This window comes from Bauldia sp. (assembly GCF_965232525.1).
GTDB lineage: Bacteria > Pseudomonadota > Alphaproteobacteria > Rhizobiales > Kaistiaceae > Bauldia.
On sequence record NZ_OZ246980.1, the window covers coordinates 4,070,010 to 4,096,355 of the forward strand.

23 protein-coding genes are annotated in these 26,346 nt (G+C 62.4%); 10 read left to right on the plus strand and 13 right to left on the minus strand.

The window, feature by feature from the left end:
• Positions 1-697 precede the first annotated feature (697 nt).
• The 6 genes from ACO076_RS19295 to ACO076_RS19320 form a co-directional block, all read right to left on the minus strand.
• Positions 698-2,209, minus strand: a complete 1,512-nt coding sequence (locus ACO076_RS19295; protein ID WP_421724435.1) for a M81 family metallopeptidase — start codon at positions 2,207-2,209, stop codon at positions 698-700.
• Between the two features lie 166 nt (positions 2,210-2,375).
• Complete coding sequence (locus tag ACO076_RS19300; RefSeq protein WP_421724436.1) at positions 2,376-2,831, minus strand: hypothetical protein; 456 nt, start codon at positions 2,829-2,831, stop codon at positions 2,376-2,378.
• Between the two features lie 134 nt (positions 2,832-2,965).
• Entirely contained in the window at positions 2,966-3,973 is a 1,008-nt protein-coding gene (locus tag ACO076_RS19305; RefSeq protein WP_421724437.1) for an SOS response-associated peptidase, read from the minus strand.
• 1,007 nt (positions 3,974-4,980) lie between these two features.
• Positions 4,981-5,487: a hypothetical protein gene (locus ACO076_RS19310; RefSeq protein ID WP_421724438.1), complete on the minus strand. Its 507-nt coding sequence runs from the start codon at positions 5,485-5,487 to the stop codon at positions 4,981-4,983.
• Positions 5,488-5,571: 84 nt separating this feature from the next.
• Positions 5,572-5,835, minus strand: a complete 264-nt coding sequence (locus ACO076_RS19315; RefSeq protein WP_421724439.1) for a hypothetical protein — start codon at positions 5,833-5,835, stop codon at positions 5,572-5,574.
• A gap of 434 nt (positions 5,836-6,269) precedes the next feature.
• Positions 6,270-8,168: a heparinase II/III domain-containing protein gene (locus ACO076_RS19320; protein WP_421724440.1), complete on the minus strand. Its 1,899-nt coding sequence runs from the start codon at positions 8,166-8,168 to the stop codon at positions 6,270-6,272.
• A gap of 405 nt (positions 8,169-8,573) precedes the next feature.
• On the opposite strand from ACO076_RS19320, the gene ACO076_RS19325 reads away from it, so the two are divergent.
• Entirely contained in the window at positions 8,574-9,176 is a 603-nt protein-coding gene (locus ACO076_RS19325; protein ID WP_421724441.1) for a type II CAAX prenyl endopeptidase Rce1 family protein, read from the plus strand.
• A 45-nt stretch (positions 9,177-9,221) separates the two neighbouring features.
• Here ACO076_RS19325 and ACO076_RS19330 read toward each other — a convergent pair whose 3' ends face one another.
• Together ACO076_RS19330 and ACO076_RS19335 are read right to left on the minus strand one after the other, a co-directional pair.
• A complete protein-coding gene (locus ACO076_RS19330; RefSeq protein WP_421724442.1) occupies positions 9,222-10,052 on the minus strand; it encodes a nitroreductase family protein in 831 nt (276 codons plus the stop codon).
• 118 nt (positions 10,053-10,170) lie between these two features.
• The gene (locus ACO076_RS19335; protein ID WP_421724443.1) at positions 10,171-10,953 is read right to left on the minus strand and encodes a CPBP family intramembrane glutamic endopeptidase; all 783 of its coding nucleotides are present in this window, start codon (positions 10,951-10,953) and stop codon (positions 10,171-10,173) included.
• Between the two features lie 179 nt (positions 10,954-11,132).
• Between ACO076_RS19335 and ACO076_RS19340 the strand changes: the two genes are divergently transcribed.
• Complete coding sequence (locus ACO076_RS19340; RefSeq protein WP_421724444.1) at positions 11,133-11,729, plus strand: TetR/AcrR family transcriptional regulator; 597 nt, start codon at positions 11,133-11,135, stop codon at positions 11,727-11,729.
• Positions 11,730-11,898: 169 nt separating this feature from the next.
• On the plus strand, positions 11,899-13,179 hold the full coding sequence (locus ACO076_RS19345; protein ID WP_421724445.1) for an alpha/beta fold hydrolase: 1,281 nt from the start codon (positions 11,899-11,901) through the stop codon (positions 13,177-13,179).
• 121 nt (positions 13,180-13,300) lie between these two features.
• Here the strand turns inward: ACO076_RS19345 and ACO076_RS19350 are convergent, their stop codons facing one another.
• From ACO076_RS19350 to ACO076_RS19365, 4 genes are all read right to left on the minus strand, one after another.
• Positions 13,301-14,023: a trypsin-like serine peptidase gene (locus tag ACO076_RS19350; protein ID WP_421724446.1), complete on the minus strand. Its 723-nt coding sequence runs from the start codon at positions 14,021-14,023 to the stop codon at positions 13,301-13,303.
• 14 nt (positions 14,024-14,037) lie between these two features.
• Positions 14,038-15,447 carry a TRAP transporter large permease gene (locus ACO076_RS19355; protein ID WP_421724447.1) on the minus strand — a complete coding sequence of 470 codons (1,410 nt, stop codon included), beginning with the start codon at positions 15,445-15,447 and terminating at the stop codon, positions 14,038-14,040.
• The gene (locus ACO076_RS19360) at positions 15,447-16,091 is read right to left on the minus strand and encodes a TRAP transporter small permease (protein WP_421724448.1); all 645 of its coding nucleotides are present in this window, start codon (positions 16,089-16,091) and stop codon (positions 15,447-15,449) included. The genes ACO076_RS19355 and ACO076_RS19360 overlap by 1 nt, the downstream gene beginning before the upstream one ends.
• Positions 16,092-16,166: 75 nt before the next feature.
• Positions 16,167-17,174, minus strand: coding sequence for a C4-dicarboxylate TRAP transporter substrate-binding protein (locus ACO076_RS19365; protein ID WP_421724449.1), 1,008 nt, complete (start codon positions 17,172-17,174; stop codon positions 16,167-16,169).
• Between the two features lie 265 nt (positions 17,175-17,439).
• Here ACO076_RS19365 and ACO076_RS19370 point away from each other — a divergent pair, with 265 nt between their 5' ends.
• Positions 17,440-18,243, plus strand: a complete 804-nt coding sequence (locus tag ACO076_RS19370) for a hypothetical protein (protein ID WP_421724450.1) — start codon at positions 17,440-17,442, stop codon at positions 18,241-18,243.
• A gap of 52 nt (positions 18,244-18,295) precedes the next feature.
• Here ACO076_RS19370 and ACO076_RS19375 read toward each other — a convergent pair whose 3' ends face one another.
• Complete coding sequence (locus ACO076_RS19375) at positions 18,296-19,252, minus strand: UDP-glucuronic acid decarboxylase family protein (RefSeq protein WP_421724451.1); 957 nt, start codon at positions 19,250-19,252, stop codon at positions 18,296-18,298.
• Between the two features lie 393 nt (positions 19,253-19,645).
• On the opposite strand from ACO076_RS19375, the gene ACO076_RS19380 reads away from it, so the two are divergent.
• The 6 genes from ACO076_RS19380 to ACO076_RS19405 all read left to right on the plus strand — a co-directional run bounded on the left by ACO076_RS19380 (position 19,646) and on the right by ACO076_RS19405 (position 26,144).
• Complete coding sequence (locus ACO076_RS19380) at positions 19,646-20,404, plus strand: Stf0 family sulfotransferase (RefSeq protein ID WP_421724452.1); 759 nt, start codon at positions 19,646-19,648, stop codon at positions 20,402-20,404.
• Between the two features lie 207 nt (positions 20,405-20,611).
• Complete coding sequence (locus ACO076_RS19385) at positions 20,612-21,802, plus strand: glycosyltransferase family 2 protein (protein ID WP_421724453.1); 1,191 nt, start codon at positions 20,612-20,614, stop codon at positions 21,800-21,802.
• A gap of 47 nt (positions 21,803-21,849) precedes the next feature.
• Entirely contained in the window at positions 21,850-23,001 is a 1,152-nt protein-coding gene (locus tag ACO076_RS19390; RefSeq protein ID WP_421724454.1) for a glycosyltransferase, read from the plus strand.
• A gap of 34 nt (positions 23,002-23,035) precedes the next feature.
• Complete coding sequence (locus ACO076_RS19395) at positions 23,036-24,226, plus strand: glycosyltransferase (protein ID WP_421724455.1); 1,191 nt, start codon at positions 23,036-23,038, stop codon at positions 24,224-24,226.
• Between the two features lie 113 nt (positions 24,227-24,339).
• Entirely contained in the window at positions 24,340-25,107 is a 768-nt protein-coding gene (locus ACO076_RS19400) for a phosphotransferase family protein (RefSeq protein WP_421724456.1), read from the plus strand.
• A 221-nt stretch (positions 25,108-25,328) separates the two neighbouring features.
• Positions 25,329-26,144 carry a calcium-binding protein gene (locus tag ACO076_RS19405; RefSeq protein ID WP_421724457.1) on the plus strand — a complete coding sequence of 272 codons (816 nt, stop codon included), beginning with the start codon at positions 25,329-25,331 and terminating at the stop codon, positions 26,142-26,144.
• The last annotated feature ends 202 nt before the right edge of the window (positions 26,145-26,346 follow it).

Sequence of the window (26,346 nt, forward strand, 5' to 3'; positions counted from 1 at the left end):
TGAGTAATCTTCATCACCTGAGTTGGCTTCATTGCAAATAATATCATCGCCTGACGCCGAGTGAGACGAAGGTTCCTGAGAGGAAGCAGCGTCCGCCCCACAAAAGAGAGTATAAAATCTGCTAGCTGCCGGGCCCAAGCTCAATGTCCAATTGCACGTCGAATCAGTGCAATAAAGATCATCATCCGATGTCGCCATGACGTCACTATATTGCAATGCAAATATTAACGTGCAGGTCAACACTGGCACCCGCCGATTTGTCATGACAACTGCCTCCGTTAGGTGCGATGTTCTAGACACGAACAGCTCGATAGTCGAATTACTGCAGCGCGTCGGTTCGCTAAAACCTGAAATCCGTCCCGCCAGAGAAGGCGGCATGACGTCAGGCTCCGCCTTTAGGCACACCGCGTCAACCATGCAGACCAGGTCAGGTGACACCCGGTTTGGTCCGGAGCGCTGCGAGACAGGAATGCGGCCGGAGCCGCGATGGTGCGGGTAATCATTGCGGTTCCTTTCGTGGGTTAGTGACCAGGCCGCCGCGGCAAGCGTTCCTCGAGCTTGGTGTTGATCGACGACACGTCGGCTTTCAGGTCGGATCGTCCGTTGATGACAAAGCGCCGGTCGGCCGCCGCAGCTTCTGCCAACTCCTCGGCGGCGACGAGCCGGAGATGGAGTGAACTCGGTAAACGGAAATGGTTCACAACGACATAGAACGCCGTCCCTCGGTCGGTATCCGCCTGTCGCTGATCGGATCGAGTGGAAAGACGGGGCGCGGTATTCGGCTCCACGGTAGGCCGTGGACGTCGGATTGCCCGGGGCCAAGCGTGTCGACTCGGATCACCTGAGAAGCGATGGGAGCGAAATACTGGAAGTTGGAAGCGGTCTTGACGACCGCGATCTTGTAGTCACCAACATCGACCCCAAACGCCGTGTAGACCCCGGGCAGGTTGCCCGCTACCCCGCGCTTCTCGCTAATCAGAAGCGTCACCGGACCGACATCGAGAATGGCAACGCGTCCCATGTCCACATGGTCCTGATAGTTGTAAGCGAGTTTCACACGGCTACCGTCGGCGACCCGCCGAACGGTTCCGGTCACCTCGAGGGGTGTGAAGAAGGCGTCCGCGGCGTCGCCACCCAGCGGCAGTGTCACCTGCGCGCCTTCGCCGGCGTCGTCGAGGCGGGCGACGGTCGCCGGCGAAATCAATGGCATCAGCACCTTGCCGGCAATGCCAAGGCGCAGGATCGATTCAAGGATGATGTTGCTGTCGCCGGCAGCGCCGCCGAAGACCGTGTCGCCGGTATCGCTCAGCACGACGATGCCCCGGTCGGCGCGATCGGCGGCGCGGACGGCCTCGTCCACCGGTACCGCCTCCCGAATCTGGAAGTCGTTGCGCATCGACCATGCCAGGTCGGCCAGTTCGTCCGCGTGCCTCTCGGCAAGAGCCGGGTCGTTGTCGGTGATAACGATGGATGACCACCCGCCTTCGGACACATCCAACCACGGCTGCATGGGGTAGTTGGAGGCCTGCAGGACGCGGGGGTCCTGCTCCATATCCCTGGCGCGGTCGAACCACACCTTCATCGGCCCCTTGGCGGTGAGGAACTGCTCCTGATGGGAAAGAAGCGGAATCTTGCGCCACGCCATCACCGGGCTGACCTCACCAGCGACGATGCGAAACAACAGCTCGGCGCCGATCCTGCCGGTATCCCGCAGGTCATGCGGCTGTGTCCGGTGACCCACGATTGCCGTGCATTGCTCGACGAGCTTGCGGGTGATGTTGGCGTGGTGGTCGAGCGCAGCGACGATCGGCACCTCATCGCCAAGGATCGACCGGCACAGTGCGGCCTGTTCGCCCTCGACATCGTCGATACCCTCAGCCGCGCAGGCGCCGTGAAGCTGCAGCGCCAGTCCGTCGATCGCGCCCACCGTCCTCAGCCCCTGCCTGATCTTGTCTTGGAAGAAGTCGAACGCCTCGCGGTCGACCCGTCCGCCGGCTAACGCCCAGGCGCGGATGATCGGCACGGTCTCCACGTCGACAGCCGCCGCCTCCGCGGCATCGAGATAGCCGTCGATCTGGCTCTGGCCACCCTCTGCTCGACCGACGGCATCCCACTCCTGGATGCCGAAGGCGCGGTAATCTGCGAGCGTCGTCGGCACCGGGTTGAAATCGTTGGTTTCCTGGGCAATGTGGATCAACGCAATACGCATCGTGGGTCTCCTGCGGTCGATTGCGCGCGATCCTAAACCACGCGGAGACTTTCCGGCGAGCAGCGCCAGTCGTCAGCGCTGGCTTCGCTAGAGTCGGTCGAGGGGAAGCGCAACGCCGACAGCGGGAGATCGAGCGAGCCGAGGTTTGGAGAAAAGCCCGGCGCTATTAGCCGCCGCCAACACGTCGACAGTTGGTTCGACTCGACCAGGGGTGATCGCCGGCCTCGGTCATGGTGAGTTGCATCGTATCACGGTCAATGAGGCGTCCTCGGAACTGGTGCCCGTCGCCAAATGCGCCACCGAGGATGGTCCGGTTGTCGAAGTCGATGACGCCGACCCACGGGCTGGTCCCGCCCACCGTGCTCTCGCCGAAAGTGTGCCCGAGGACATCGATATTCGGGTTTAAACTCCAGTTATTGAGTGCCCGGAACAAGGCGCCTCGCTGCTCGATGACCTCCACGGAGCGCTCGACCTCGGACCATTCGCCCTCCCGGAAGAGAATAACGGCGTCCTCGCATTCCCATAGCCCACGAAGATCGGGCGGGTCATCCGTTTGTGCGGTCGCTGACGAGGTCGCGCACACTAAACCGATTGCGACAATCCAAGTTGAAAATTTGCGCATGACAATAATCGCTCCTCACTCTACATCAGCGCAGCGGAACGAAAAAATCTGATGGCGGCGCTCATTCAACAACTGGACTCGGCGAGCCTAATTCCGCCGAAGACCTCGATCTTCCCATCTAGCGCCCCGCCCGGTCAATCAGGCTGTCCACCTTCCGCTCGATCCGATCGGTGGTTTCGTTCAATCATGCTGCCGGGGGCGAAAAAAGGCTCGACGCACTCCGGTACATCGTTCTTCACCGAATTGACGACGCGGCTGACCTCATAGGACTGCATCAGGTTGGGATTGTAGGGCGCAAGCAGCGTCCGCACCTCGTCTTCCGGTGTCTCCTTGTCGAGCCATGCGTCGTAGCCGCTGGCCGGCAGGATCACAGGCATCCGGTCGTGAACGGGATGCACCAGCGGGTTGGTGGATGTGACGATGATGGTGGTCGAGAGAAGGTCTGCACCGTCGATCTTGGCGTAGTCCCATAGACCGGCGAACGCCATCGGCTCGTCGTCCCTGGTCGTGAACCGGAACGGCTGCTTGCCGTCGTCGCGCTGCTGCCATTCGAAGAAGCCGGTGGCGGGAGCAAGACACCTGCGCTGGGCGAACGCCTTCCGGAACAGCGGCTTCTCGCCAACCGTCTCAGAACGGGCGTTGATATGGGGAACCTTGGGGATCGCCTTTGACCAGGGCGGGACCAGGCCCCAACGGGCCATAGTGACTTCCCGAACATCGTCGCGGGGATCAACACGAACGATGGGCACCGGATCGGTCGGGGCGACGTTGTAGCGGGGCGGCCAGTTGCTGTCCGGCAGGCGCTTGGCCCCGAACAGGTTCACATAGGCTTCACGGGGGATGAGGTTGTCGTAGCGGCCACACATGGGCCGATGGTGGCGAAACGCGCCAGCCTGATCAACCTCAATAAATGCCAGTGCGGCGAGCCAACGGTGCTGGCGCAATATGGCGACGTGCCGGAGTTGGAATAAACCACCGTTGCAAATCGTGTTGTTGGATTTAGAACAAGGTTCGCATTTAGACTTAGCCCGATGGAGGAAGAACCGTGTCCGTCGGCATCGCAGGCAAGCAGAAACTTTGCGACAGAACCGTCGGATCTCCGCCGGGTTCCAGCCCGCATACCGGCCATGGCTGGCGGGCATGTGCTCCGCCACGGTCGTGTGGCGGCGGTTGCCAGAGCTTCGGACATGGGCGGCAAGCTTGAAGACGACCGCTTACCTTTGGGAGACTGTAAGTATGGGAAAGCTCACTTTAAGAGGCTCCAATGGAAAAATACAATTTGGATTTTTCATTCTATTGAGTTTAGTCGCCTTTTTGTTGCAGAGTATTCAGGGAATAGCCGGTCAAACGGCGTCCCATACTTGCTCAATTTCATCGCCCACTGGAGATACCTTTCCATGTGGATCAAAGCAATTCAGCTACGGAAAAGACTCCGGGTCATTTACATTTAAAGGAACCTGTGTGGGAATTGACCAAAGAGAGGGCGATACCGTTTCTGTTTATGGTTTTGAGGGATGTCAGATCACAGGGAAGTCCGTTGAAGCCAAGGACTTACACTGTAAGACGACTCAAAGTGAAGGAGCGTACGTATCTTGTGACTGCAATTCACAGCATCATAGTGTGCCGTATGATGTGTACACCGGCGGCTTCACTTGTAAACTTGACTAATTTTCGCATGCAGTCCTAACATATGCTTGGAGATGTGTTCTGCCGGAGAGATACCCGCATATGACGCCTGTTCGTACCGATTTCTACGTTTTCGATATCTCATCGAGTCTCTCAACGAATTTCTCTAGCCGAGTGCCGAGCTTGTCGATCGCTTTGATCAGGCGTAGACAACGTAGTTAGCGCCTTAGCTCTCCGTCCCCGGCGGCTCGGGGATGATGGTCTCCCAGCCCTCGCATGATCACCAGCGACGTGACCTCATAACAATCTGCGGGACGTCCGAGGATCAGCCGAAACTCCTGCCACAACAGTATGGCCTGATCGCTGAAAGTGTTGTCGCCTCCTCCGCTCAGCGACCTAACTCGGAGGGGTCTACGTCGCCAGTCCCTGGCAGACAGTCGACGTTGATGGCGCCCACGCGATCGTCGACGGCTGTAGCCGCTTCCTGGCCTGCGAGCGGGGGGCTGGCGTAGAGCCTAGATGTTTAGTCGCACCGAATGTCGAATCTGATCGTCGATGTGAGGCCGTCGCGGGTGATCTCGTATGTACCGCGCGCGAAGGCGAAGACGCCTGTACCGCCCACCACCGCGCCTTCCCCGCCGCCGGAGCTGACACCCTCCACGTCTGGTGCAGCGCCAATCCGCGGCCCGATCTTGCGCGTAAAGAGCGTTCCATCGTCGAAGATGTAGGCTACCTGATCGGCGACAATGCTGGGCTCCTCCCCATCAGGGCTGACACTTTCGACGATCCACCGCACCGTGGCGGTTCCGTCCTGCCCAGACACCGCAGCGCTTCGGCGGCCGATGCGCCGATCGCCCAGCGATGGTCCTTCGGCGCCATGATCTATGTATTCTACCGTCCGGTCGCTCCCATCACTGACGATCTCGAACGGCACGCATTCGCTCGCAGCGATAGAACCCGCCGAGGTGCCCAACACCACCGCGAGCACAGCTCCCGATCGCAGCATCCATCCGTGGTTTGCGCGCGTCACCATTTCCTCCCTCTGAGCTCGAAGCCACCGCACTATGACCCGAATGAACTGCACCTTCAATCGATTGGTCCCCGATGCTCCGGGCTAAGCCGCTCGGACCGCGCGACGCATTCCATCCCGGCTGTAGAACAGTCGCCACCCGCCGGTGTCCGGATTGACCGCGAGGAAGACGGCGGCGTCGATACCGTCGGTCATCGGCGCGATGCCAACACCAACGATCTTCTGGCCACGCTCGACAAGGTATGCAGCGTCCGCCTCTTTGGGGATGCAGTCCCCGAGGAGATGCGCCTCCGCTGATACCGACGCGAACAGAAGCACGGCCGCAGCCGCCATGGCACGGTGAAGCATGGGTTGGTCCTTTCTGCTGGGTTAGCTTGACGCAACATCAATGTTGCTGGCGATGTATGGAGACGACCGCGGTCCCGTTCGGGCCGGCAGACAGACGCGAAAGGGGGCGGGCCTTTGTTGACCCTAAAGGAAGAAGAAGTCAGGCTGGAGGAGCTACTTGCTGGCAGCGTGGTGACGCGTTTTTTCAGGCACCGCGACAATGAATTGGTGGTGGAGTTCCAGAACGGCGCACGCTTGTTCGTCGATAGCCCTCAGAAACTAGAGCTCTCAGTCACCGGAACTGACGCTTCCGAATAAGTCGATCACCGCCCCGCCCGGTCAATCAGGCTGTCCACCTTCCGCTCGATCCGGTCGGTGGTTTCGTTCAGCCCGTGAAGCTGCGTCTCGACGCGGATGGTGCCCGGAGAACCCGCCCTCCCCGAGACCAGCCCCTATCATTGCCCCAGCCGCGTCTCCCACTGCGACAGCGGGATGATCGCGGTTGCATCGGGCACCGTTTCAGCGCCCGGCGCGAGGACAACAGCGAGCCGTCGGTCGGTCCCCGGCGAAACCGCGGCGAGATCGATGACGATCTTGTTGATCCCGGTGTTGGGGAGTTGCGGCGGCGGTTGATGGGTCGAGGCCGTCGCGAACCGGGCATCGGGCGGTTCGACGATCCTTGCCGCGAGCGTTCGCCCGTTCTGTCGCAGGATCAACGTCGACGGATCGTCCGGACTCACGGCGATGTCGGCGGCCGTATGCATTTGCCATGTCACCGCTTGCGGTTTGTCGCCGCCGATCTCGTCCTGGATCAGCACGGTGCGGTCGTCGAGCAGCGCCATACCGCGACGGATGCTCGCCGCCGGTACGTCGTAAGCCGCGCCAAGGTCGGCGATCGCGAAGCTGCGATCCGCTCGGTGGTCAAACGCCGTCAGCGGCGCCATCGCCTGGGGGTTCTGGTTGGCGTCCTCGAACATCAGCGTGTTCTGTCCGGCGGTGCCCGTCCGGTAGTAGGCCCAGCGCTTGTCGCCAAAGTACCCCGGCAGATCGTAATTTCCGGGACCGAGCGCCATCGCCCAGCGCTCGCCATCGCCATCGATGACAAAGCTGCCGAGATCGAGATGGGTGTGATGACCGCGACTGTCGCCGCCCTTGAACCCGACGAACACCGCGTTCGGGTCCAGCCATGCCGTACGAAACGTCGCCACATGGATCGAGCCAAACAGCTTGCCGGTCGGCACGTCGGCAACGACCGGGTCCTGCCCAGGATTCGATACCCGCCAGACGAGGTCGAGCGCCAGCCGCGAACCCGGCGACATCTGCGTATCGAACCAGGCGTCGACCGGACGTCCATAGGCCTCGCTGAGCCACGCCAGCGCCGCACGATTGGGCTCGGTCGCACTGTCCCCGTAGTTGAACCCGAGCCCGGTCGGGCCGGTCATATGGAGGATGAAATCGCCGGTACGAGTGAAGCCGGGCGTTTCGGCAAAACCGAAATCGTCGTCGAGAACGCTCTCGACCGCGGCGAGAAACGTCACCGCATAGCGCGTGGCGTATGACCAGTACCCGATCCCTTCGGGAAAGCCACCATCCTCGCCATACTCGGCGAAGCCGAGCGCGATCGACACGCGGGCGTGGTCGAGCACCCGATCGGCAAGATCGGGTTTGTACGGCCGCACCGCCAGCGCCGCTAATGTCATGCCGCTGTTGCTGACCGTGTTCCAGTTGAAGGACTCAACCGGCCAGCGGCGCGACGATCGTTCCGACGCCGCGGCAGGGCTCACGTCGCCGGGGGTTGGATTGACCCAGGTGGCGGCCCCTTCATAGATGCTGAGACCCGGATTGAGCCCCTTGTCGACCAGCGCATCGACGATCGTCGCCTTGTCGGCTTCTGAGAGGTAAGCGGTGAGCCAGTCGAGCCCGAGCGCGACCGCCGCCGACATTTCGGCAGTGTCGAGAAAGTGTCCGGGGTTCCAATCCTCCAGGGCTGCGATAGCCAGCAGTTCCTCGCGACCGCGCTTGGCATAAGCCTCGACCCCCCACAGGTTCCACGCGAGCGCCAGCATCGTCGCCCGCCGCACCATTTGCCGCGCGGTGTAGAGCATCGGCGGCACCGTTCCCTTGAACCCCGGCGCGTAGGGCGCCGCGAGCAGCGGCTGGTCGAGGATCGCGTCGACGTTGCTCCTCAGCTTCTTGAGACGCGCGGCAGTCTCGGGGTCGTTGTCGGCGGCCGCGTGTAGCCGAGCGATGATATCTGCGTTGAGCATGATGCTCGGCGCCGGGTCGGCCGCAACGGCCGGCGGCGTGTGGATGAGACCAAGCGCCAGAGTGAAAACCACGGCCAATCGGATCATCGCGCCGGCACCGCGCCCGCCGGCCGGATGGTTCCGCCCACGAGCTGGACCTGCGAGGCCCGCGACACTCCGGCAACGATAAAACATGACGCGATCCTTTTCGGCGGTTCCGCCACGGACAATATCGCGACTTAGCACCCTTCCCTAAACATTCGGCAACAGCCCCGCAGGCGTGGCCTGATCTCCGGGATGGCGGTTGGATCGGCGACGAGGAGATGCAGGCGCGCCATGAACCGTGACTGTTTCCGCTTTCCCCTGTAATTCACGCCGCCCATGACCAGATTTCCGAGGCCCTGCAACGGGCCGCGGAAGCCGCTGACGGGGCACCTACCGTTGCAGCCAAAATGGAGAGGTCGGTTGGGCAGGTCCGAAATGCGTTTTCCAACACGGCGGACGAGTCTCGTGTTGGCTGCGCTCCTTCTCTCGGCACTGATGGCGGTGATCGTGCCGTTTGTCACGAGCGTCTTCAGCCCCCTGGTCGGCTATGTCGGCGTCCTCATCATCTACTGGGTTTGCTTCTGTATTCCGGTCGCCGCGATTTTCGGGCGGGGGCCGAAGCGCATCTCGGTCGGTCTGCGCGCAACGAAGCCATGGATACCCGTCGCTGCCCTCGCACTTCCTGTGGTCGTCTTTTTCGCCGCCGGTCCGATGCGCTGGATCGGGTCCGAGCCAGCCATCCTGGCGCTGGCTGTGACGTGCGCGCTGATCAACGGCCCGCTCGAGGAACTGGCGTGGCGCAGATCGTTCAGGGCCAATTCGGACGACAGCCTGCCGTATGAGGTGCTTGGCCTGGGGCTGTTCACCCTGTGGCATGTGCCCCTCTTCTTCTCCAACGGCGTCTCATTCGATCACGGTGCGGTCGGACTGATCGGCGGGGCGCTACTGATGGGCGCCGTCTGGACGGTCATGACCCGCGCGGGCAATTCGGTCGGATGGCCGATGGTCAGCCACGCCCTGGTCAACACCGCTGCGTTCCTTCCCTTCTTCGCGATGAATTTCGCTGGCTAGGCCGATGACTGATGCCGATTTGCCGTCGACAGAAGCTCACTCCGCCTAATCGAGCCTGAAGCCTTTCGACCTGACGAACGCACCAAAGTCCGCCCGCTCCTTTAGGGCGTACTGGCGGGCCTTGTCTTCGGACCACCCATAGTCCTGGGCTGTCCCGAACACCTCCGTCGCGCGCTGCGCGGCATAAGGCGCGGTGGCCTCGCGCCGGCGGTCATAGGCTTCGATGTCGCCGTCGAGGTCCTTGTCCGCAAACCGATCGATATGGACCGTGCACTTGAGCGGGAGCCGCGGGCTTATCCGTTGGCTGTCCTCGTCCGGGTAGCCGAATGCCAGGCCGGCGACCGGGAAAACCTGGTCCGGCAGGCTCAGGAGATCGCTGACCTCCCCGGCGCGATTTCGGACCGCACTGATGGGGCAGCAGCCGAGGCCGACCGCCTCTGCCGCATTGACGAAGGCAGCCAGGGCGATAGCCGCATCGACGCTGGCGTTGAAGAACGCATCTAGATGATCGTTCGCGAAAGGACGCTGGCGAAGGTCGTGCAACCGCCTTTGCCGTCGATTGTTGCCACAGAACACCGCGATATTCGGGACGTCACTGACCCAGCTTTCGGTGTCGATGAGCGCGATGAGCCGCTGCTTCGCCGCCGGATCCCGCATGATCACGATATCGCGCTGCTGCAGGTCGCTTTTCGTCGGCGATGCCAGCGCCGCCGCGCACAACACCTCGACGAGTTGGGGACTGACGTCACGGCGTGTGAATGAGCGGCAGGACCCGCGTGCGATCACATCGGCAAGCTGCGCATAGGAGGGTGCATCGCGAAGGTGCTCAGCGTCGTCGCCATAGCGACGTTTCAACGGGTTCGAGGATCGATCCATGGCGCTTGTCGCTCCTGTTGCAACGAACCCAGCGGTGTAATGGCTCGCCACACCCGAGACAATCGCGCCTCGAGCTGGACGGTGATGCCATCTTGGCCCGGATCGCGATAGAGCGCCCCTACGTCTCCTTGCACGGTCGCAGGAGCAGGCTCAAACCGAGCGCAACGAGAACCACCAGCCCGTAGCCGACGGCGGCGTTCCCCGCTTCGAACCCTTCGTGCCCTCCGGGGAAAGCCGTGCGCCCGGTGTTGAAAAGCGCATGCAAGAGAACGACGGAAAACAAGCTGCAGCCTGATCGGGCGTAGATCTCAACATAGATCACGCGGTAGGCGACCGTGGCGGCGAGTCCCCACAAAATCAGGTCGGTCGGCTGACCGATCAGGATCATCGATGGCAAGTGCCACAATGCCCACGGCACGCCCAGCATGACTGCCGTCATCGGCGCCGACGCGCGCCGGAGCAAGGGGTCCGTCGCGTATCCGGTGTAGCCTAGCTCCTCACCGACGGCACCGAGGAAGAACACCACGAATGTCAAAGCGAGTGGCGCCCCGATCGCCGACGGAACAGCGACGTCGAAACCGAGCAGCCGCATGCCGGCAAAAGTCGCGACATAGAGAACCGGCGGCAGCCCGAGCAGAACGAGCCACCACGCACCGCGAACGCGGTCCCAGTCGGCAAGGCGTCGCAACACGGCAATGACGCCTCGCCGCCCGCGCTCACGGTGGATGAGTATGATCGCCGCAAGCGCAGGCATGAACACAGCGCCCAGGTCGGTGATCGGCAGGCGATCTGGAAGCCCGGGCGCGCGGAGGACCAGGCTCAGCCCCCACCATGGAAGCGATAACGCATAGGTGAGCGCCAGGAACGCAAGCGGCGATGCCGACGAATGTTTAGGCTTCATAGGCTCTAGCGCGGCACGGATCAGCGTTCGCCAATTCTCCTCGGCCGCCCGGATCGATCGTCGAGCGATCTTGGTTATCACTTAAAATGACCGGATGTTCGGTCATATTTTAAAAATGACTGGACGTCCAGTCATAAAAGGCCTATGTGAGCGGAAATTCATTTTCGGCAGGAGCGGGCATGCCCAAAATCGTCGACCGCGAAGAGATGCAGGACGGAATCCTCGATGCCGCCATGATCGTATTCACCGAGCGCGGCTACCACGCCGCGACGATCGCCGATGTCGCCGAGGCCGCGGGCTTGGGTAAAGGCACGCTTTATCTCTACTTCGATAACAAAGAGGCCATGACCGAAGCGATGGTCGAGCGACACTTCGCAGGGTTGGAGGCGCGCTTCATGGCCACCGCTCTGCCAGAGGATTTGAAAGCCTTCATCGCCTGGCTCGATCAAACGATGAACGTGCAGGAAGACCACGCGAAGTTCGTCCGTATGTTCTTTGAGATTTTCGGACCCAGCTTCGCCTCGGAGAGCTTTTCAGCGGTGGTGTCGGCCTTCTTCGAGAAGCTCGGCACCCATTACGCGCGGGCCCTCGCGCATCTGCAGAAAGCGGGCGCGGTCCGCTCGGATGTCGATCCCAGACTTCTGGGACGATCGCTCGCGAGCGTCGTCGACGGGATGATCCTCCATCGCGGCCTATTCGGACTATCCAGGCAACGGTACGCCCGGATGCGGCGGGAAACCCTGGACGTGATCGCGAAGGGTATCACGACCGACTGAAGTCTCGTAAGCGCCAAGTCGATGCGCCGAGGTGGGCCGGCGCCGTGATGGAGCCATCCGGATCGACAGCCGACGAAGTCGGCTTAGCCCCCCAAAAAGCAGGTCTCGAACAACTTTTAGCCCCCCGTCCTTGGCTGAAGGCCTCGGACAGAAACAACGGAGATGGACCATGAAGAAAGCCTTGATTCTATCCACGGCACTGGTGGCACTCGCCATGGCCGGACCGGCAACTGCTGCCGACGACGACGATCTCTGGCCGACGTTTCGTGGCGTCGACCAGCATCGTGTCGATAGCTGGATTCGCCGCGGCGCCACGGCCAAGGACATCGACGACGTGATGGACAGGATCGCCGCCAGTTCTCCGCCTTATCGCTATGAGAGGATGATCGACACCCAGATCGCCTACGGCCCGGGACACTGGGTCTACGAGTGGTCGGCACAAGCCGACCGTGCGTTGTCGCAAGCTGAGGTCCTGCGCGAGGCTGAAGAGACCGAACGAGCCCGCGACATGTTCCTGCGTGCGGCCCAGCTCTACAGCCTTGCCAAGGCTGTCTACATTCGCGACGAAGATTGGCCTTACTACCAGGCGGCTTACGTCAAGGCGATGGAAGCCTACGAGGCGTTCGGCGCCTTGCTGGACACACCGCTTGAGGTGATCGACGTCCCCTATCGCGGCGAGATCATCCGGGCCTACCTCCATCTGCCGAAGGCCGCCGGCAGTGGTCCGATTCCCCTGGTGATCGGCGCCGGCGGTATCGACGTGTTCAAGCCCGAGACCTGGCCGGTTGCCAAGCGCGTGATGGACGCCGGTATGGCCTACGTCGTGCTGGACATGCCCGGCATGGGCGAATCCAACGACTTCCGGAACATGCCCGACCACGAGACGGCGTTCCTTGCCGTGCATGACGCGATCGCGAAGGACGACCGGTTCGATCAGGACCGCATCGCCGTCTATGCGACAAGCTGGAGCGGCAACGCGGTGGCGCGGCTCGCCGTCCTGCATGGCGACCGCTTTGCCGCGCTGGTCAGCGCGTGTGGTCCGGTCCATGAACCGTTCGACATGCCCACCGAAGCCATCCGCGCGGACCCGGGCATTCTGGATCGCTCCGCGACGGCCCACCGGCTTGACGTCTTGGCGGATCGGTTCGGCATCGGCGTACCGCGGGACGATGCCGCGAACGTCCGGCTGGCCGAGCTATTGCCCGCCTTTTCGTTGGTCAACCAGGACCTCCTCAGTGGTGACATCATCGAGGATGCACCGCCGCTGCTGGTGATCAATTCCCGCAACGACCCCGTCCTGCCGATCCAGGACATGACCCTGATCGCCAGCGCGGTGCGCAACGGCACGGTCATCTTCACCGGAGATGGCGGGCATTGCGGCAACCTTGCTCAGATTCACGACTACGCAGTCGAGTTCATCGCCGATCACGTGCACGCGTACGGCAGCTAGATTGCGTCGCCACCGCAGGCGGATGGCCCCCTGTCTCCGTCCGCCTGCGGTGCTTTGAAACCCTCCGGCAGATCAGGCAAACGATCCGGAACGCAACCGGCGACCGTTGCCGTGAAACGCTTCAGCGCAGCAGCGTCTTCAGCGCGGCAAGCCGATCGCTGAGTTCGACGGCGATGGCGTCGGCGCGGATGCGACCGTCCATCGCAACGATGACACCGAGGATGCCGGGCACCCCGGACGCTTCGTTGATCAGCGGCGCGCCGGAAACTCCCGGCGTCGCCTCGCAATCCGTGACGAGGATCGGTCCGTACCGTGCGACAATCGCGCAGTCGCCTTGTCGCGAGAGCGCCTCGGGCCGGTCCATGCCGTAGGACAGCGTCGTCACCGGATCGCCGAGTGCGGCACAACAATCCACCTGGATAGGCGCGACAACGTCCGGGGCGATCGGCTCGGCCAGCTCGATCAGTGCAAGATCGGCGGCGATCACCGCCCCGGTGGTCTCGCCGTGTCGGTAGTCTGGGCTCACGGCGACGCGCGACCCGATGCGATGGGCCGCATAGGCGCCGATCCGATAGCCGGCGAGAAAGTGGATGCGGTCCGCCGCGATCGCACGACCCGTCCGCTGGCCGAATAGGCAATGGGCGACGGTGACCACCAGCCGCTCGGAGATCAGCGTGCCGGTGCAGAAGCCCTGCCCGGCCACATTGATCCGGCCGATCGCCGACCACCGCGCCTGATCATCCTCGGCGACCAGCGCCCGCGCCGAGTCGGTCGCCGCGGACTGGGCGACGGCGCCGGTGGCAAATGACGCCAGCGCGATGAGGACAACTCCCAGATGGCGCATGGCCTCTCAATGCCTCACACATTCAGCAACAGCCCCGGCAGGTAGAGCACGATTCCGGGGAACGCGATCAGGCCGGCGATGGTCAGCGCGTCGGCGACAAAGAACGGCGCCGTGCCACGGAACACGTCCTGGACCGAGATGTCCGGTCGCACGCCGGCGACGACGAAGCAGTTGAGCCCGATCGGCGGGGTGATCAGACAGAGCTCGGCCATCTTGACGACGATGATGCCAAACCAGATTCCGCATCCGGTCGCCGTCATGCCGAAGGCGGACTCGGCCGCGGTCACATCGAGACCGCCGTTCAGTGCGATTACCGCCGGAAAGACCACCGGCAGCGTCAGCAGCAACATGCCGATCGCGTCCATGAACATGCCGAGCACCGCATAGGCGAGCAGGATCAGGACCAGCGTCAGCATCGGGCTCTGGTCGAGCGACGTGATCCACTCCGAGAACGCACCGGGCAGATCGGCGAACCCGAGGAAGCGGACGTAGATCAGCACGCCCCAGATGATGGCGAAGATCATCACCGCGAGCTTGGCGGTTTCGAGCAGTGTGTCCTTCAGCTGTCGCCAGCGCATGCCGCGATAGAGCGCCATGACGAACACGACGAAGGCGCCGAGCGCGCCGCCTTCGGCCGGTGTCCCCCAGGCGTCCCCACCAAAGGGGTTGTAGATAAACAGCACGATGATCACGACCACGAAGGCGATCGGCAAGGCGCCGGGCAACGCCGCGAACCGCTGCCGCCAGGTGAAGCCGCCGACCGCCGGGCCGAAGTTCGGGATGACAAGCGCCATGCCGATCACCAGTGCGCCATAGATCACCGCCGAGAAGGCGCCGGGCAGAAACCCGGCGAGCAGCAGCGCGCCGACATCCTGTTCGACGATGATCGCGTAGATCACCAGGATCGCCGAGGGCGGGATGAGCGAGGCGAGCGTGCCGGCCGCCGCGACCACCCCGGCGGCGAAGCGCTTGTTGTAGCCGACCTCCAGCATCTGCGGGATGGCGATCCGGGCGAACACCGCCGAGGTCGCGACCGATGCGCCCGACACCGCCGCGAACCCTGCCGTGGCGAACACCGTCGCCACCGCCAGGCCCCCCGGCAGCCAGCCGACCCAGCGTTTCGCCGCGACGAACAGGGCGCTGGTCAAGCCGGCGTAGTAGGCCAGGAAGCCAATCAGGATGAAGACCGGGATCAGCGACAGCGCCTGGCTGGAAATCTTCGAGTGCGGTATCTGACCGGCGGTTTTGATCGCGACGTCGAGCGCCCAGAAGAAGGCGTCCGGCGCGTAGTCCCGTCGCGACCAGAAGATCCAGACGAGACCGACCAGCCCGGCGAGCGCGGCGGCAAACGCCACGCGCATGCCGACGACGACAAGGACGATCAGGAAGCCGGTGACGACCAGGCCGATATCGAGCGAACCCATCAGTCGCGCTCGACCGTGTCGGCGCCCGAGACCGACTCGGCCTCGTGCTCGGCGACGGCAGCCGGGTCCTCCGGCCGCGGCACGGCGACCGGGCGCTCGGCGTCGGTGATGAACGCCTGCGCATACCCCCAGAGCTGAATCGCCAGACGTAGGCTGAGCACGGCGAAGCAGACAGGCGCCAACAGCTTGGTCGGCCACAGCGGCAGGCGGATATCGACGCTGGAGTCGCGGCTCCACAACGGCGCTGCCCAGTCGAACGACCGGTCGAAATGCGCCCAGGTGCCCCAGGTGAGCGCGAGGCAGAGCAACAGCATGAGCAGAACGGTGACGGTTTCGAAGCCCCACAGTGCCCGACCGCGGAGCATTCGAATGACGATGTCCATGCGGATGTGGGCGCCGAGCCTCTGGCAGTAAGCGAGGCCGAGAAACGCGATCAGCGGCATCGCCTGTTCAATCCAGTCGACATAGCCGCGCAGTGGCGAATTGAAGAAGTTGCGTCCGCCGACACTGACCACCGCGAACAGCATCAGGGAGAAGACGGCGAGACCGCTCAACAGCGCCAGAAAGCTCTCCAGCCGGAACAGCGAGCGATCGATCCGGCTGAGGGTCGAGCCGTCCTCGAGGATCGTTGCCGAGGTGGACATGGGCGCTACGCCGACACCCGGACCCGGGATCTCGTATGGATCAACGGGCCCGGATGCGGTGCGTCGCCTGACCGGCTAGTTGCCAATCGTCTCGATCACCAGATCGTAGAGTTCCTGCGCCGGCAATCCCCGAGCGTTGTTTTCGGTGATCCACTCCTCCGCCGCCGGACCGGCCACGGTATCGCGGAACGCCGTCAGCGCACTTTCGTCGAAGGTGATGCTTTCGATCCCCTTTTCGTCGAGCGTCGGTTGCCATGCCGACATGGTGGCGCCGTTGTAGTAGTCGACGTAGTGCTGCAGCGCTTCGTCAACGGAGCTGACCAACGCCTCGCGATGTTCGTCCGACAACGCGTTCAGCGCATCGGTGTTGACGACGACCGGGCAGTTGACGGTCCCCGGGTTGAGGTTGGTCGTCCACCAGTCCGCGTTTTCGACCGTGCCGAAGGACATGTGCGCGTGCGGCGCGAACGACACCGCCTTGATCACACCGCTGTCCAGCGCCTGGCGTACTTCGGTGGCCGACATCGACGTCGGCACCGCGCCGATGGCTTCCATCGCTTTGCCGATACCGCCGGTCGCCCGCACGTTCAGGCCCTCGAAATCCTCGAGCGTCGCCGGCGGCTCGCCGACACCGATGATGTTGTACTGAGGCAGCGGCGACGGCATCAGCAGCGTCGCGTTCCAGCGGCCAAGATCGTCCTGGGCCGCCGGATGCTGGTAGATGGCCATCGATACCTCGACTTCCTTTTCCAAGGAGTCGACGCCGAGGAACGGCAGTTCAAGAACGGTGATCGATGGGTTCTTGTCGGCGTGATAGCCGGCGCAGAACTGCGCCATCTCGAAAGCCCCGATCGAGATGCCGTCGAGGTTCTCACGGTTGTTCGACAAGCCGCCATAGGAGATGTTGAGCGTGAAGTCTCCACCCGTCTTCTCCGCGACCAGTTCCGCGAGCTTCTCCACATGCTCTGTGAAAGCCCGGCGTTTGCCCCACAGCGACACGTTCCATTCGGCGGCGAAGGCCTCGACCCCGACTGACAGCGTGAAGGCGGAACAAAGGATCGTTACACAAACGGTTTTCTTCATGGCGTTCTCCTGCTGAGCCGTTCCCTTTGGCGTCCCGGCTAAACAATAACGTGAGAGCGGCGGCACTTACCATACCGCCGTTTCCTGAGAATTTGCTTCGTTCCCGGTTGACGAGCAGTGGCGATGAAAGCAAGCAAGGGGTCACGCCGTTCGCCGGGCGCGATGAAGCAGCCGGTGAGACGAAGGCTAAAAATGACGCGGCCGTTTGGCCGGCAACCAACGATCACTCCCGGTCTGGCAAGCACCGCAATCACAGCAGCACAAGATGTTCCTCTACACCACCTACGAAAACGATCTGTCCGACCCGAAATATACCCAGGAGGCGCTTCTTTCCGCGTATTCGCTTCGCCGTCACACCTCAGCGGACATAACGCTGATCACCAACGCCTACGAGTTCGTCGCCGGATTTCAGGACGAGGATTGGTTTCCATTATCCCATGTTCTACCGTGCGACATTGTGGTTCAGCCCAAAGAACTGAAAGTCCGGTCGCTCAGCATGCGCGCCGGGCGAAACACGATTTATCTCGACACCGATACCATCATCATGGGCGACATCAGCCGTGTCTTCGCGTTTAGCAACTTTCAGTTCGCTGCGGTACTTTCCCCGGGTCGGGCCAACATCACCACAATGAATCGAGCCGTGAAAGCGGAGAAAGCCCGACGATACCAGTTCAACTCTGGCGTCATGTTCATCCGGTCAGGTTTTTGCGGCAAGCTCGGCAGGAAATGGGCTCGCCAATATCAGAAGGAGCTCGAGAAAAACGGCCCCGACGCTCTCGACCAACCACCGCTACACTGGGCGCTTCGAGCCCTGAAGCCGCGTATGCTGACGTTGCCGAATAACTACAACTTCAGGTCACATACGGCGGGCTTCATCAGCGGCGCGTGCTTTGTTTATCACGGCCATTTCTTCAACAGTGCCCGCGCGTTATTCACAAACGGATTCAGCCGCGAAGCTGCGGACGCCCTCCTGGCGCGGTTCGAAACCATCAACAGCTCGCTCAAAAACCGGGTCATCCTGCCGATCGAGCCGCCGCAAGACAGCTTCGAGCACGACATACCCAATTGAGCACGGAGCGATACCTGTCTCCGGCACATGGGAGACGTGTACCGGTTGTCGGTTAAGCCCGAAGCGCCCTGAAATAGTCGATGGTCGAGGCCAGGCCGTCTTCGAGCCCGACACGCGGTTGCCAGTCGAGGCGCTCCTTGGCCAGCCGGATGTCGGGTTGGCGCTGTCGCGGATCATCCTCCGGGAGCGGCGCGAACTCGATCGACGACGGACTGCCCGCCATCTCGACGATGAGCTTCGCCAGGTCCGCGATGGTCATCTCGGCCGGATTGCCGAGATTGATCGGGCCGGTCGTTTCGTCCGGCGCCTCCATCAAACGGACGAGGCCATCGATAAGGTCGGAGACGTAGCAAAACGACCGGGTCTGGCTTCCGTCGCCGTAGATGGTGATCGGACGGCCTTCCAATGCCTGGACCACGAAGTTGGAGACGACTCGGCCGTCATTGGGGTGCATGCGGGGCCCGTAGGTGTTGAAGATCCGCGCCACCTTGATCGGCAATCCATGCTGCCGGCGGTAGTCGAAGAAGAGGGTTTCGGCGCAGCGCTTGCCTTCGTCGTAGCAGGATCGTGGCCCGATCGGATTGACCCGCCCGGGATACGATTCGGGCTGCGGATGAACCTCGGGATCGCCGTAAACTTCGCTGGTCGATGCCTGAAGTATGCGACAGCGCAGCCGCTTCGCCAGGCCAAGGGTGTTGATCGCGCCCAACACCGACGTCTTGGTCGTCTGCACCGGGTCGAACTGGTAATGAACCGGCGATGCCGGGCACGCCAGATTGTAAATCTGGTCAGCCTCCACATGAAGTGGCTGCGAGATATCGTGCCGGATGAACTCGAAACCGGGATGGTCGCGAAGGTGGGCGATGTTTCGCCGTGAACCTGTAAACATGTTGTCGACGCACATCACGTCGTGGCCGTCATCGAGGAGGCGATCGACCAGATGGGACCCGAGGAAACCCGCTCCCCCCGTGACCATGATACGCTTCTTGTCTTTGTCGGATGATGGCATGAACCCAAGGCTCCGGTTTAGGAACGGCCCGGCCTCTTATCACCCCTTGGCAACGACGCACAGCCGGCCGTCCTCGCCGGCTGACGCGGTCTCAGCCGGCCGAACGGGCCGCTTGGCCCGCCGACTTGACCGTTATTGTTGAGGTGCTTAACACCTTACGTCGAAAGGCGGTCAGTAGGCGCGATACGCGACGCCTCGGGACGGCCGGGGCCCGCCGGGCGGGTCCAGTAGCAGTCCCCCGGGGTTCACGATAATTTGGGACTCGCAGTAATAAGCAGCCCACCAGCCCGCTCCGGCAGGAAACGCCCCATGGACAATCGACCGGCACCGATCGAGAGACGCAGCTCGCGCCAAATCGCACGCCGAAAGAGGGATGCAACCCTCACGGAGACGATGTTCGATCCGGCGCTCGATTGGCCTGAGACACAGACGAAAAAGCGCTATGTCGTCCTCTCGGCGCCGAGGACCGGGAGCACGATGCTGTGCAGCGCCCTGACCGCGTCCAAACGCGCTGGCGTCCCGATGGAGTATCTGAACCCCAGACGCATCGAACTCTATCGCCAACTGAACGGGCCGGTGTCGCTGGATCGGATCTGGAACGACTTCTTATCCCGGCGAACGACGCCGAATGGATGTTTCGGCCTCAAGCTACACGCCGGCCAGTATCGAGCGGCATTCTCCCAGTCGAACGCGTTGGGACGTGGCCTCGACTTTCTCAATTCTTTCGATCGATCGATCCTGTGCTCACGCAGGGACAAGGTCGGTCAGGCCATTTCCAACATCCTCGCCAGGGAGCGGGGCCAATGGACCGTCGCGGCATCCGACTCCGTGAGGTTCGACAGCCGCGAGTTCCGGGCCGACGACTATGATCGGATCGAGCGGGAAATAAGATCGCTCGAAAAAACCGAGAGATTCTGGAGAAAGAAGAGCAAGAAACTCAATCATCAGACACTCGAGATCGAATACGAAGATCTCGCAAAATCGCCCGAAGACACCATCATGAATGTCTTCGATTTCCTGGGCGTCGACGTTTCCGACGACGAGCTGCCATTGCCGACAACACAAAAACTTCCCGATGCGGCGAACCGGAATATGCGGGACGGCTATTATTCAATGCTGAAAAGCCGCGGCAGCCAGGCCATGACCCGATAATGACTAAAATCACTTCAGCGATCATATCGCCCGGGTTCGATCTCCATCAGTGTTCATATGCCGTCGAGTTAACGAGTGACTGATTCAACCCACAGGAGGCGGGAACCCGAGAACGACGCCCCTGCCGCGCCTGCGATTCGGTTTCATTCGGGAGCCACGACCCCCTCCTCGCCGAGTGCGTCGCTCTTTGAGTCGCAGCTTGATACCGTGCGCGGCAAGGCGTGGCACGATGCCCCGGCCACCGATCGGTTCGCCGAACCTACCGATTATCCACGCCTCCAGTTCGTCGTCGTCAACTGGAACTACGCCCGGTACATCGACCAGACGATCGCATCGATCCGCGATCAGGATTATCCCAACATCAGCTGTCTGGTGGTCGACAACGGATCGGCCGACGACAGCGTCGACGTCATCAGGAAATCGATCGGTTCGGACCGGAGATTCGAACTGATCGAATTCGACAGGAACTGCGGACAACTCGGCGCAGTCGTGGCGATCTCCGAAAGGATTGACGGCGCGTATGTCTCATTCGTGGATTCCGATGACTTCATTTGCCGCAACTATGGCTCCAGCCATATCCAGGTTCATGAGTCGCTGTCGGAGCCCGTGGGGATGACGAGCAGCAACGTGATGGAAGTGGGGTCATCCGGCGATCTGCTATCCGGGCACGCGCTGAGGTTTCGTGATGGCGAGCGACGGAGAAAGAGCGAAAGGGGCGTTCTCTCAGGCCCCCGTCTGCCGATCGTCGATCTTCAGTTCTTCGATCAGCTGGGGAGCCGCGTTTCCGTTGTGCGACGCGACAAACGGGGCTGGCTATGGGCCCCGGGAACGTCGAACGTGTACCGTGGTTCGCTGCTGCGGCAGACACTCGCGGTCGTTCCAGACAAGATACCGGTGGAGCCTTTCACCGACACGCATGTCAATGTTCTCACCCACATGATCGCCGGATCGGCGCTGATCGACCTACCTTTGTCCGCGTACCGGATCCACGATCGGAACCTGTCCAGCGACTCCATTCGGCTGAACGGCGCGAAGAACCTCCCCGAGGCCGCGGCACTCCGCGGCAGGCGACAACGGGGAAGCGCATGTGCCTGGCTCATCCGCGGTCGCGCGGCAGCGAAAAGCTGGATACCGACGGAAGAGTTTTGGACGACCCTGGACCGGATCGACTTCAACTCCGGCGAAATGCCTCACAATGCGGAGATCCACAGCGCATTCGCCGAGTGTTTCGACGCATTGTCCCGTGAGTTCGGCGAACGCGCTTTGATCGAGGAATTGCGTTCGCGGCTCCCCTTTCGGGAGACCAAAAAGATCATCCGAGCGGCCGGGTCCTGGGCCAAGAAGCCTTTCCGGTTGGCGATGCTGCGGACCATCGAGGGGGAGCGCTCCAGTCGATGAGTCAAGACCGGACTATTGACACCTCTCTCAGTCTTTTTGACCGGCGGATGGCAGACCTTGCGCCGTCCCCGGTTCGGCTTCCGCTCGTTACGTACATTCTCTGCAATCGCAACGAAGACGGCCGCATCGGGCTGACGATCGAGTCGCTGAAGGCGCAAGACTATCCCCGGTACGAGGTCGTTGTCGTCGACGATGCGTCAGATGACGATAGCCGAGAGGCCATCGGGAAACACATCGACGGCGAGCCAGCGTTCAACACGCTCTATCTTGACGAAAGGCGGGGTCCCTTTGCCGCGGCGCTCGAGGGCCTGAAGATTGCGAACGGCGCGTTCGTGTCTTTTGTCACCCCGGACGAGTACCTGACACCGAACCACGCATCGATCCTCGTTCAGTTACACTTGGCAGTCACCCAAACCACGACGGTTGCGAGCGGCGGTCTGGCGAAGGTGGCAAGCGACGGGTCCCTCCTCACCGGTTCCGTAAACGCTTTGGCTGACGACGACGACCCGTTGGCTCACCACGAGGACCTGAGGCCATCCTTCCTGGCCCCCCGGCTCTCCACGGTCGATGAAGTTCTGTACGCTCAGTTTCGCGATATCACGCGCGCCTATCACCATTCGGGCGAACGGCGGCGCTGGGACACCGGTGCCGCCAATATGTACCGACGGTTCGTTCTCGAATGCGTTCGACCGGTCGGCGACATCGGTAGTGCTTACGACTTCCGGCCCGATCAGTACTTCAGTCTTCTGAGCCACCTGTTCGGCGGCTCGGCGCGGTGTTCGATTCCTGTAGGAACGGTGCGGACGCGTGCCGAGGACTACCGGCTCGAGTCCTTCGACCGGAAACGACCGCAGGCCACCCATTTGCCGCCATGGGAATGCCGGCTCCTGATGGCTCGTGCCGTGCTCGATCGCGCCTCCGACCTGCAATGGCGCGTTGATGGGCGCATCACAAAGGTTCTCGATCGGATCCTCGGAGAGCCACCGAACAAGAAAGGCTATGCCGGGCGCGACGCCCGCGACCTGCTGGCCAGTCATGCGACGACGCTGATCGATGTCCTCGGCCGCCCGGCCGCGAGACGATATCTCCGCAATCGTCTCGGCAGACCCATGCTTCGCTCGACCCCAGAGTTCAGCAAGGGTAAAGCCGTCCAGCAAGATCGATCGGGACCGCCAGGCAAGTCGGCAATCGGGTCATGAAGACCGGCCACCGATGACAGCGCGAACGAGCCGCATGTCAGCCCTCCTGATCGAGCCGCACTTCCGCTCGTTTTCGGGGCACTACAGTCGTTATGTGCGGGTCGTCGCTGCTGAAGCGGCGAAGCGCGACCAGACCGTCTCGGTCGCCGCGTCGAAGCGGATCGAAAAGGACGTGCGTGCGACCCTGGAGCACGAAGGGATTGCGGTGCATCCTGTGTTCCCAACGATCCCGTACCGTCTTAGTCCAAACCGCGCGGCGCAGTGTCAGACGACCTATCTGGTCGCGGAGGCTGCCCTACGGCACATTGGCGACCATCCCAGCGACAGCATCGCATGGCTGTCCGGCATCCCCAGCCTCGTCGAAGCCGCGGGTGTCGTTTCGGACACCGTTCGCCGGCCAATCCCCTTTCAGTTCATCGACTTCGCTGACGATTGGCCGGCCGGCGCAGGCAGCGCCCCGCTGATCGTCAGGCGATCGCTGAAACACGCGGCGGAAGCCGGCCTCAAGCTCTACGCCCAGACCGAATATCTCGCCGAAATCGCCAGCGCGGAATGCGGCGTTCGGTTCGCTCCCTTTCCGCCCATTCTCGACAGCAAGCCGACCGACCACCGTCACCACAAGACGGACCGCCCGCGAATCGGCCTGATGAATATGTTCATTCACCGCAAGCACATCGACTCGGTCGTCGCGGCAGTCAGGAGACACAGCAGCACTGCTGATTTTGTTTTCCATACCGGCCGGCTGGGTCGACGATCATTTGATAAATACATAACGACACTTGAGAAATGCGGCGCGGAGGTGCTGCCCGGCATCCTTCCGCCAGCGGAGTACAACAGAGCGTGGGCGAGCCTCGACGCGGTGATCCTTCCCTATGAGCAACCGAAATACGACCGCCAGTGCTCCGGGATGATGTTTGAAAGTCTTCACGATGGCATCGTCCCCATCGTTCCGGACAAGACGTCGATGGCCGCCCTCGCCCGACAATCCGGCGTCGGATTGGTTTACGATTCCTACGACCCGGGCGCGCTCGAAAACGCCGTCGCCACGCTCGCGAAGAACTTCGCTGAGCTTCAACGGGACGCCGTCGCCTATTCATCGCATTGGCGCGAACAGAACAGCCCGAGGTCGGTTTACGACACGTTGGAACAAGCCTGGCAGGGCGAGGGTAGCGACATCCCCGGCCTGATGCGCAATGTCACTTACGAGCTCCCAATTCGGCGTTGACCAGGACCAGTCCAGCCTGACTGCTTCCGCGATCTTGCGGTGGGGATTGCCCGCCACTTGGACGCGGGGCATCTTGCGACAGGGCTACTGACCGGCCTCGTCGGGAGACGTCCATGGCAGCCGAGACCTTGGGGCCACTGCTCGCGGCGGGGAACATCGCCGACGTCCACGCTTACAACGATGGCGTGGTGAAGCTCTACCGTGGCCAGAACACCAAGCGGGTCGTCTTCCGCGAAGCGGCGATCCACGCGGCCGTCGAGGAATTCGGCCTGCCGGTCCCGTCGGTCCGGGGCGTCCGCCAGATCGACGGACGGTGGGGCGTGCTGTTCGATCGCATCGAAGACAGGCCGCTCGCTCAACGCATGATCGACGATCCGGCGGGCAGGCCAGCGTACCTCGAAGGACTGGCGCGGCTTCACACCGAGATCCACAGCCATCCGGTCCCCCAATTCGTCAGTTTCAAGCGACGCCTCGCCGGAGCAATCGATCGCGCCGCCGCGCTCACCCCACAACAGATGCGCGACGCCCTGCGGCACCTCGCCGCGAGACCCGACGGCGACCGGCTTTGCCATGGCGACTTCCACCCCGAGAACGTGCTCGGCGATGTCACGCGGCCGACGATCATTGACTGGCCGGACGCCTGTCGTGGCGATCCCGCCGCCGATGTGTGCCGCTCGTACCTGCTGCTGACGCTACACGCCGAACCGATCGCGGAGCCCTACCTGGACGCCTATTGCCGCGTCAGCGGATGGTCGCGCGACCGGGTGTTGGACTGGCTGCCGACCATCGCCGCGGCGCGGCTTGCCGAAGATATCGCTGGCGAGCGCGATCGCCTGATGGCGTTTGCCACGGCCAGGCGTACGACGGCGGCGACACCCTGAAGACCGCGTCCGAGGTCGCTCCCTTCTGACACGCCGCAGCACCCGGGGTTACGTCCTCGTTCGCCTGTGAACGCGGCAACAGCGCAGACCGCGATCAGCGACTAAAAGAGGATGAGCTGACGAATGCGACGCCGCCGAACTTGCGCGTCGCGCTCGGAGGGGGCGTTCGCCGGGCTGCATCAGCGCAGCCCTGACCCGACTCGAGAAAGGGACGACGCACCATGGCAACCATCAACGGCACGGCCGCATCCGAGACCATCAAAGGCACCGACAAAGTCGACTTCATCTACGGCAAGCAGGGCAACGATATTCTCAAGGGCAAGAAGGGCGCGGATTCGCTCTTCGGCGACGAGGACAACGACACCCTGATCGGTGGCCGCGGCGCCGATTACCTCAACGGTGGTTCCGGCATCGATACCGCCAGTTACAAGGATTCCCACGCCGGGGTCGAAGCCGATCTGTCCTTCGGTGCCGGCAAGGGTGGCACCGCCAAGGGCGACACCTGGGTCGAGATCGAAAACCTCACCGGCTCCGACTTCAACGACAAACTCACCGGCGACGACGGCGTCAATGTCCTGAAGGGCGGTAAGGGCAAGGACAAGCTCAAGGGCAAGGACGGCGGCGACTTCCTGATCGGCGGCAAGGGCAACGACAACCTGAAGGGTGGCGCCGGGTTCGACGAACTGTCCGGCAACCTCGGCAACGACACGATGACAGGCGGCAGCGGTGTCGACCGCTTTATCTTCGACACCAAGCTCGACGCTGACACCAACGTCGACAAGATCAAGGACTTCACGCCCAACGTCGACAAGATCGTCGTCGACAACGACATCTTCAAGAAACTCGGCGCCTCGGTCGACAACAACGAATTCCGGATGGGCAAGAAGGCCAAGGACGACGACGACCACCTGCTCTACCACCAACAGACCGGCAACCTGTTCTACGACAAGAACGGCGACGACCCCGGCGGCAAGACTCTGTTCGCCAAGCTCGACAAGGGGCTGACCCTGTCGGCGTTCGACTTCGAAATCACCTGAGTTCCCTGTCGGAATCGCTATCACGCGGCGCGCGCCAAGTCAGGCGCGCGCCCTTCTTCGCGCATGCCGCGATCCTGAACCCATCCGCACCGACACAGCCAAAGAATTCGAAAATTGTAAAAGTCGGGGTGATCGATCGGTGGCGTGTAAAACCTCGACAAAACTGAATTGCTGAAAGAAACGGGCGCTCTATGTCTCCCCG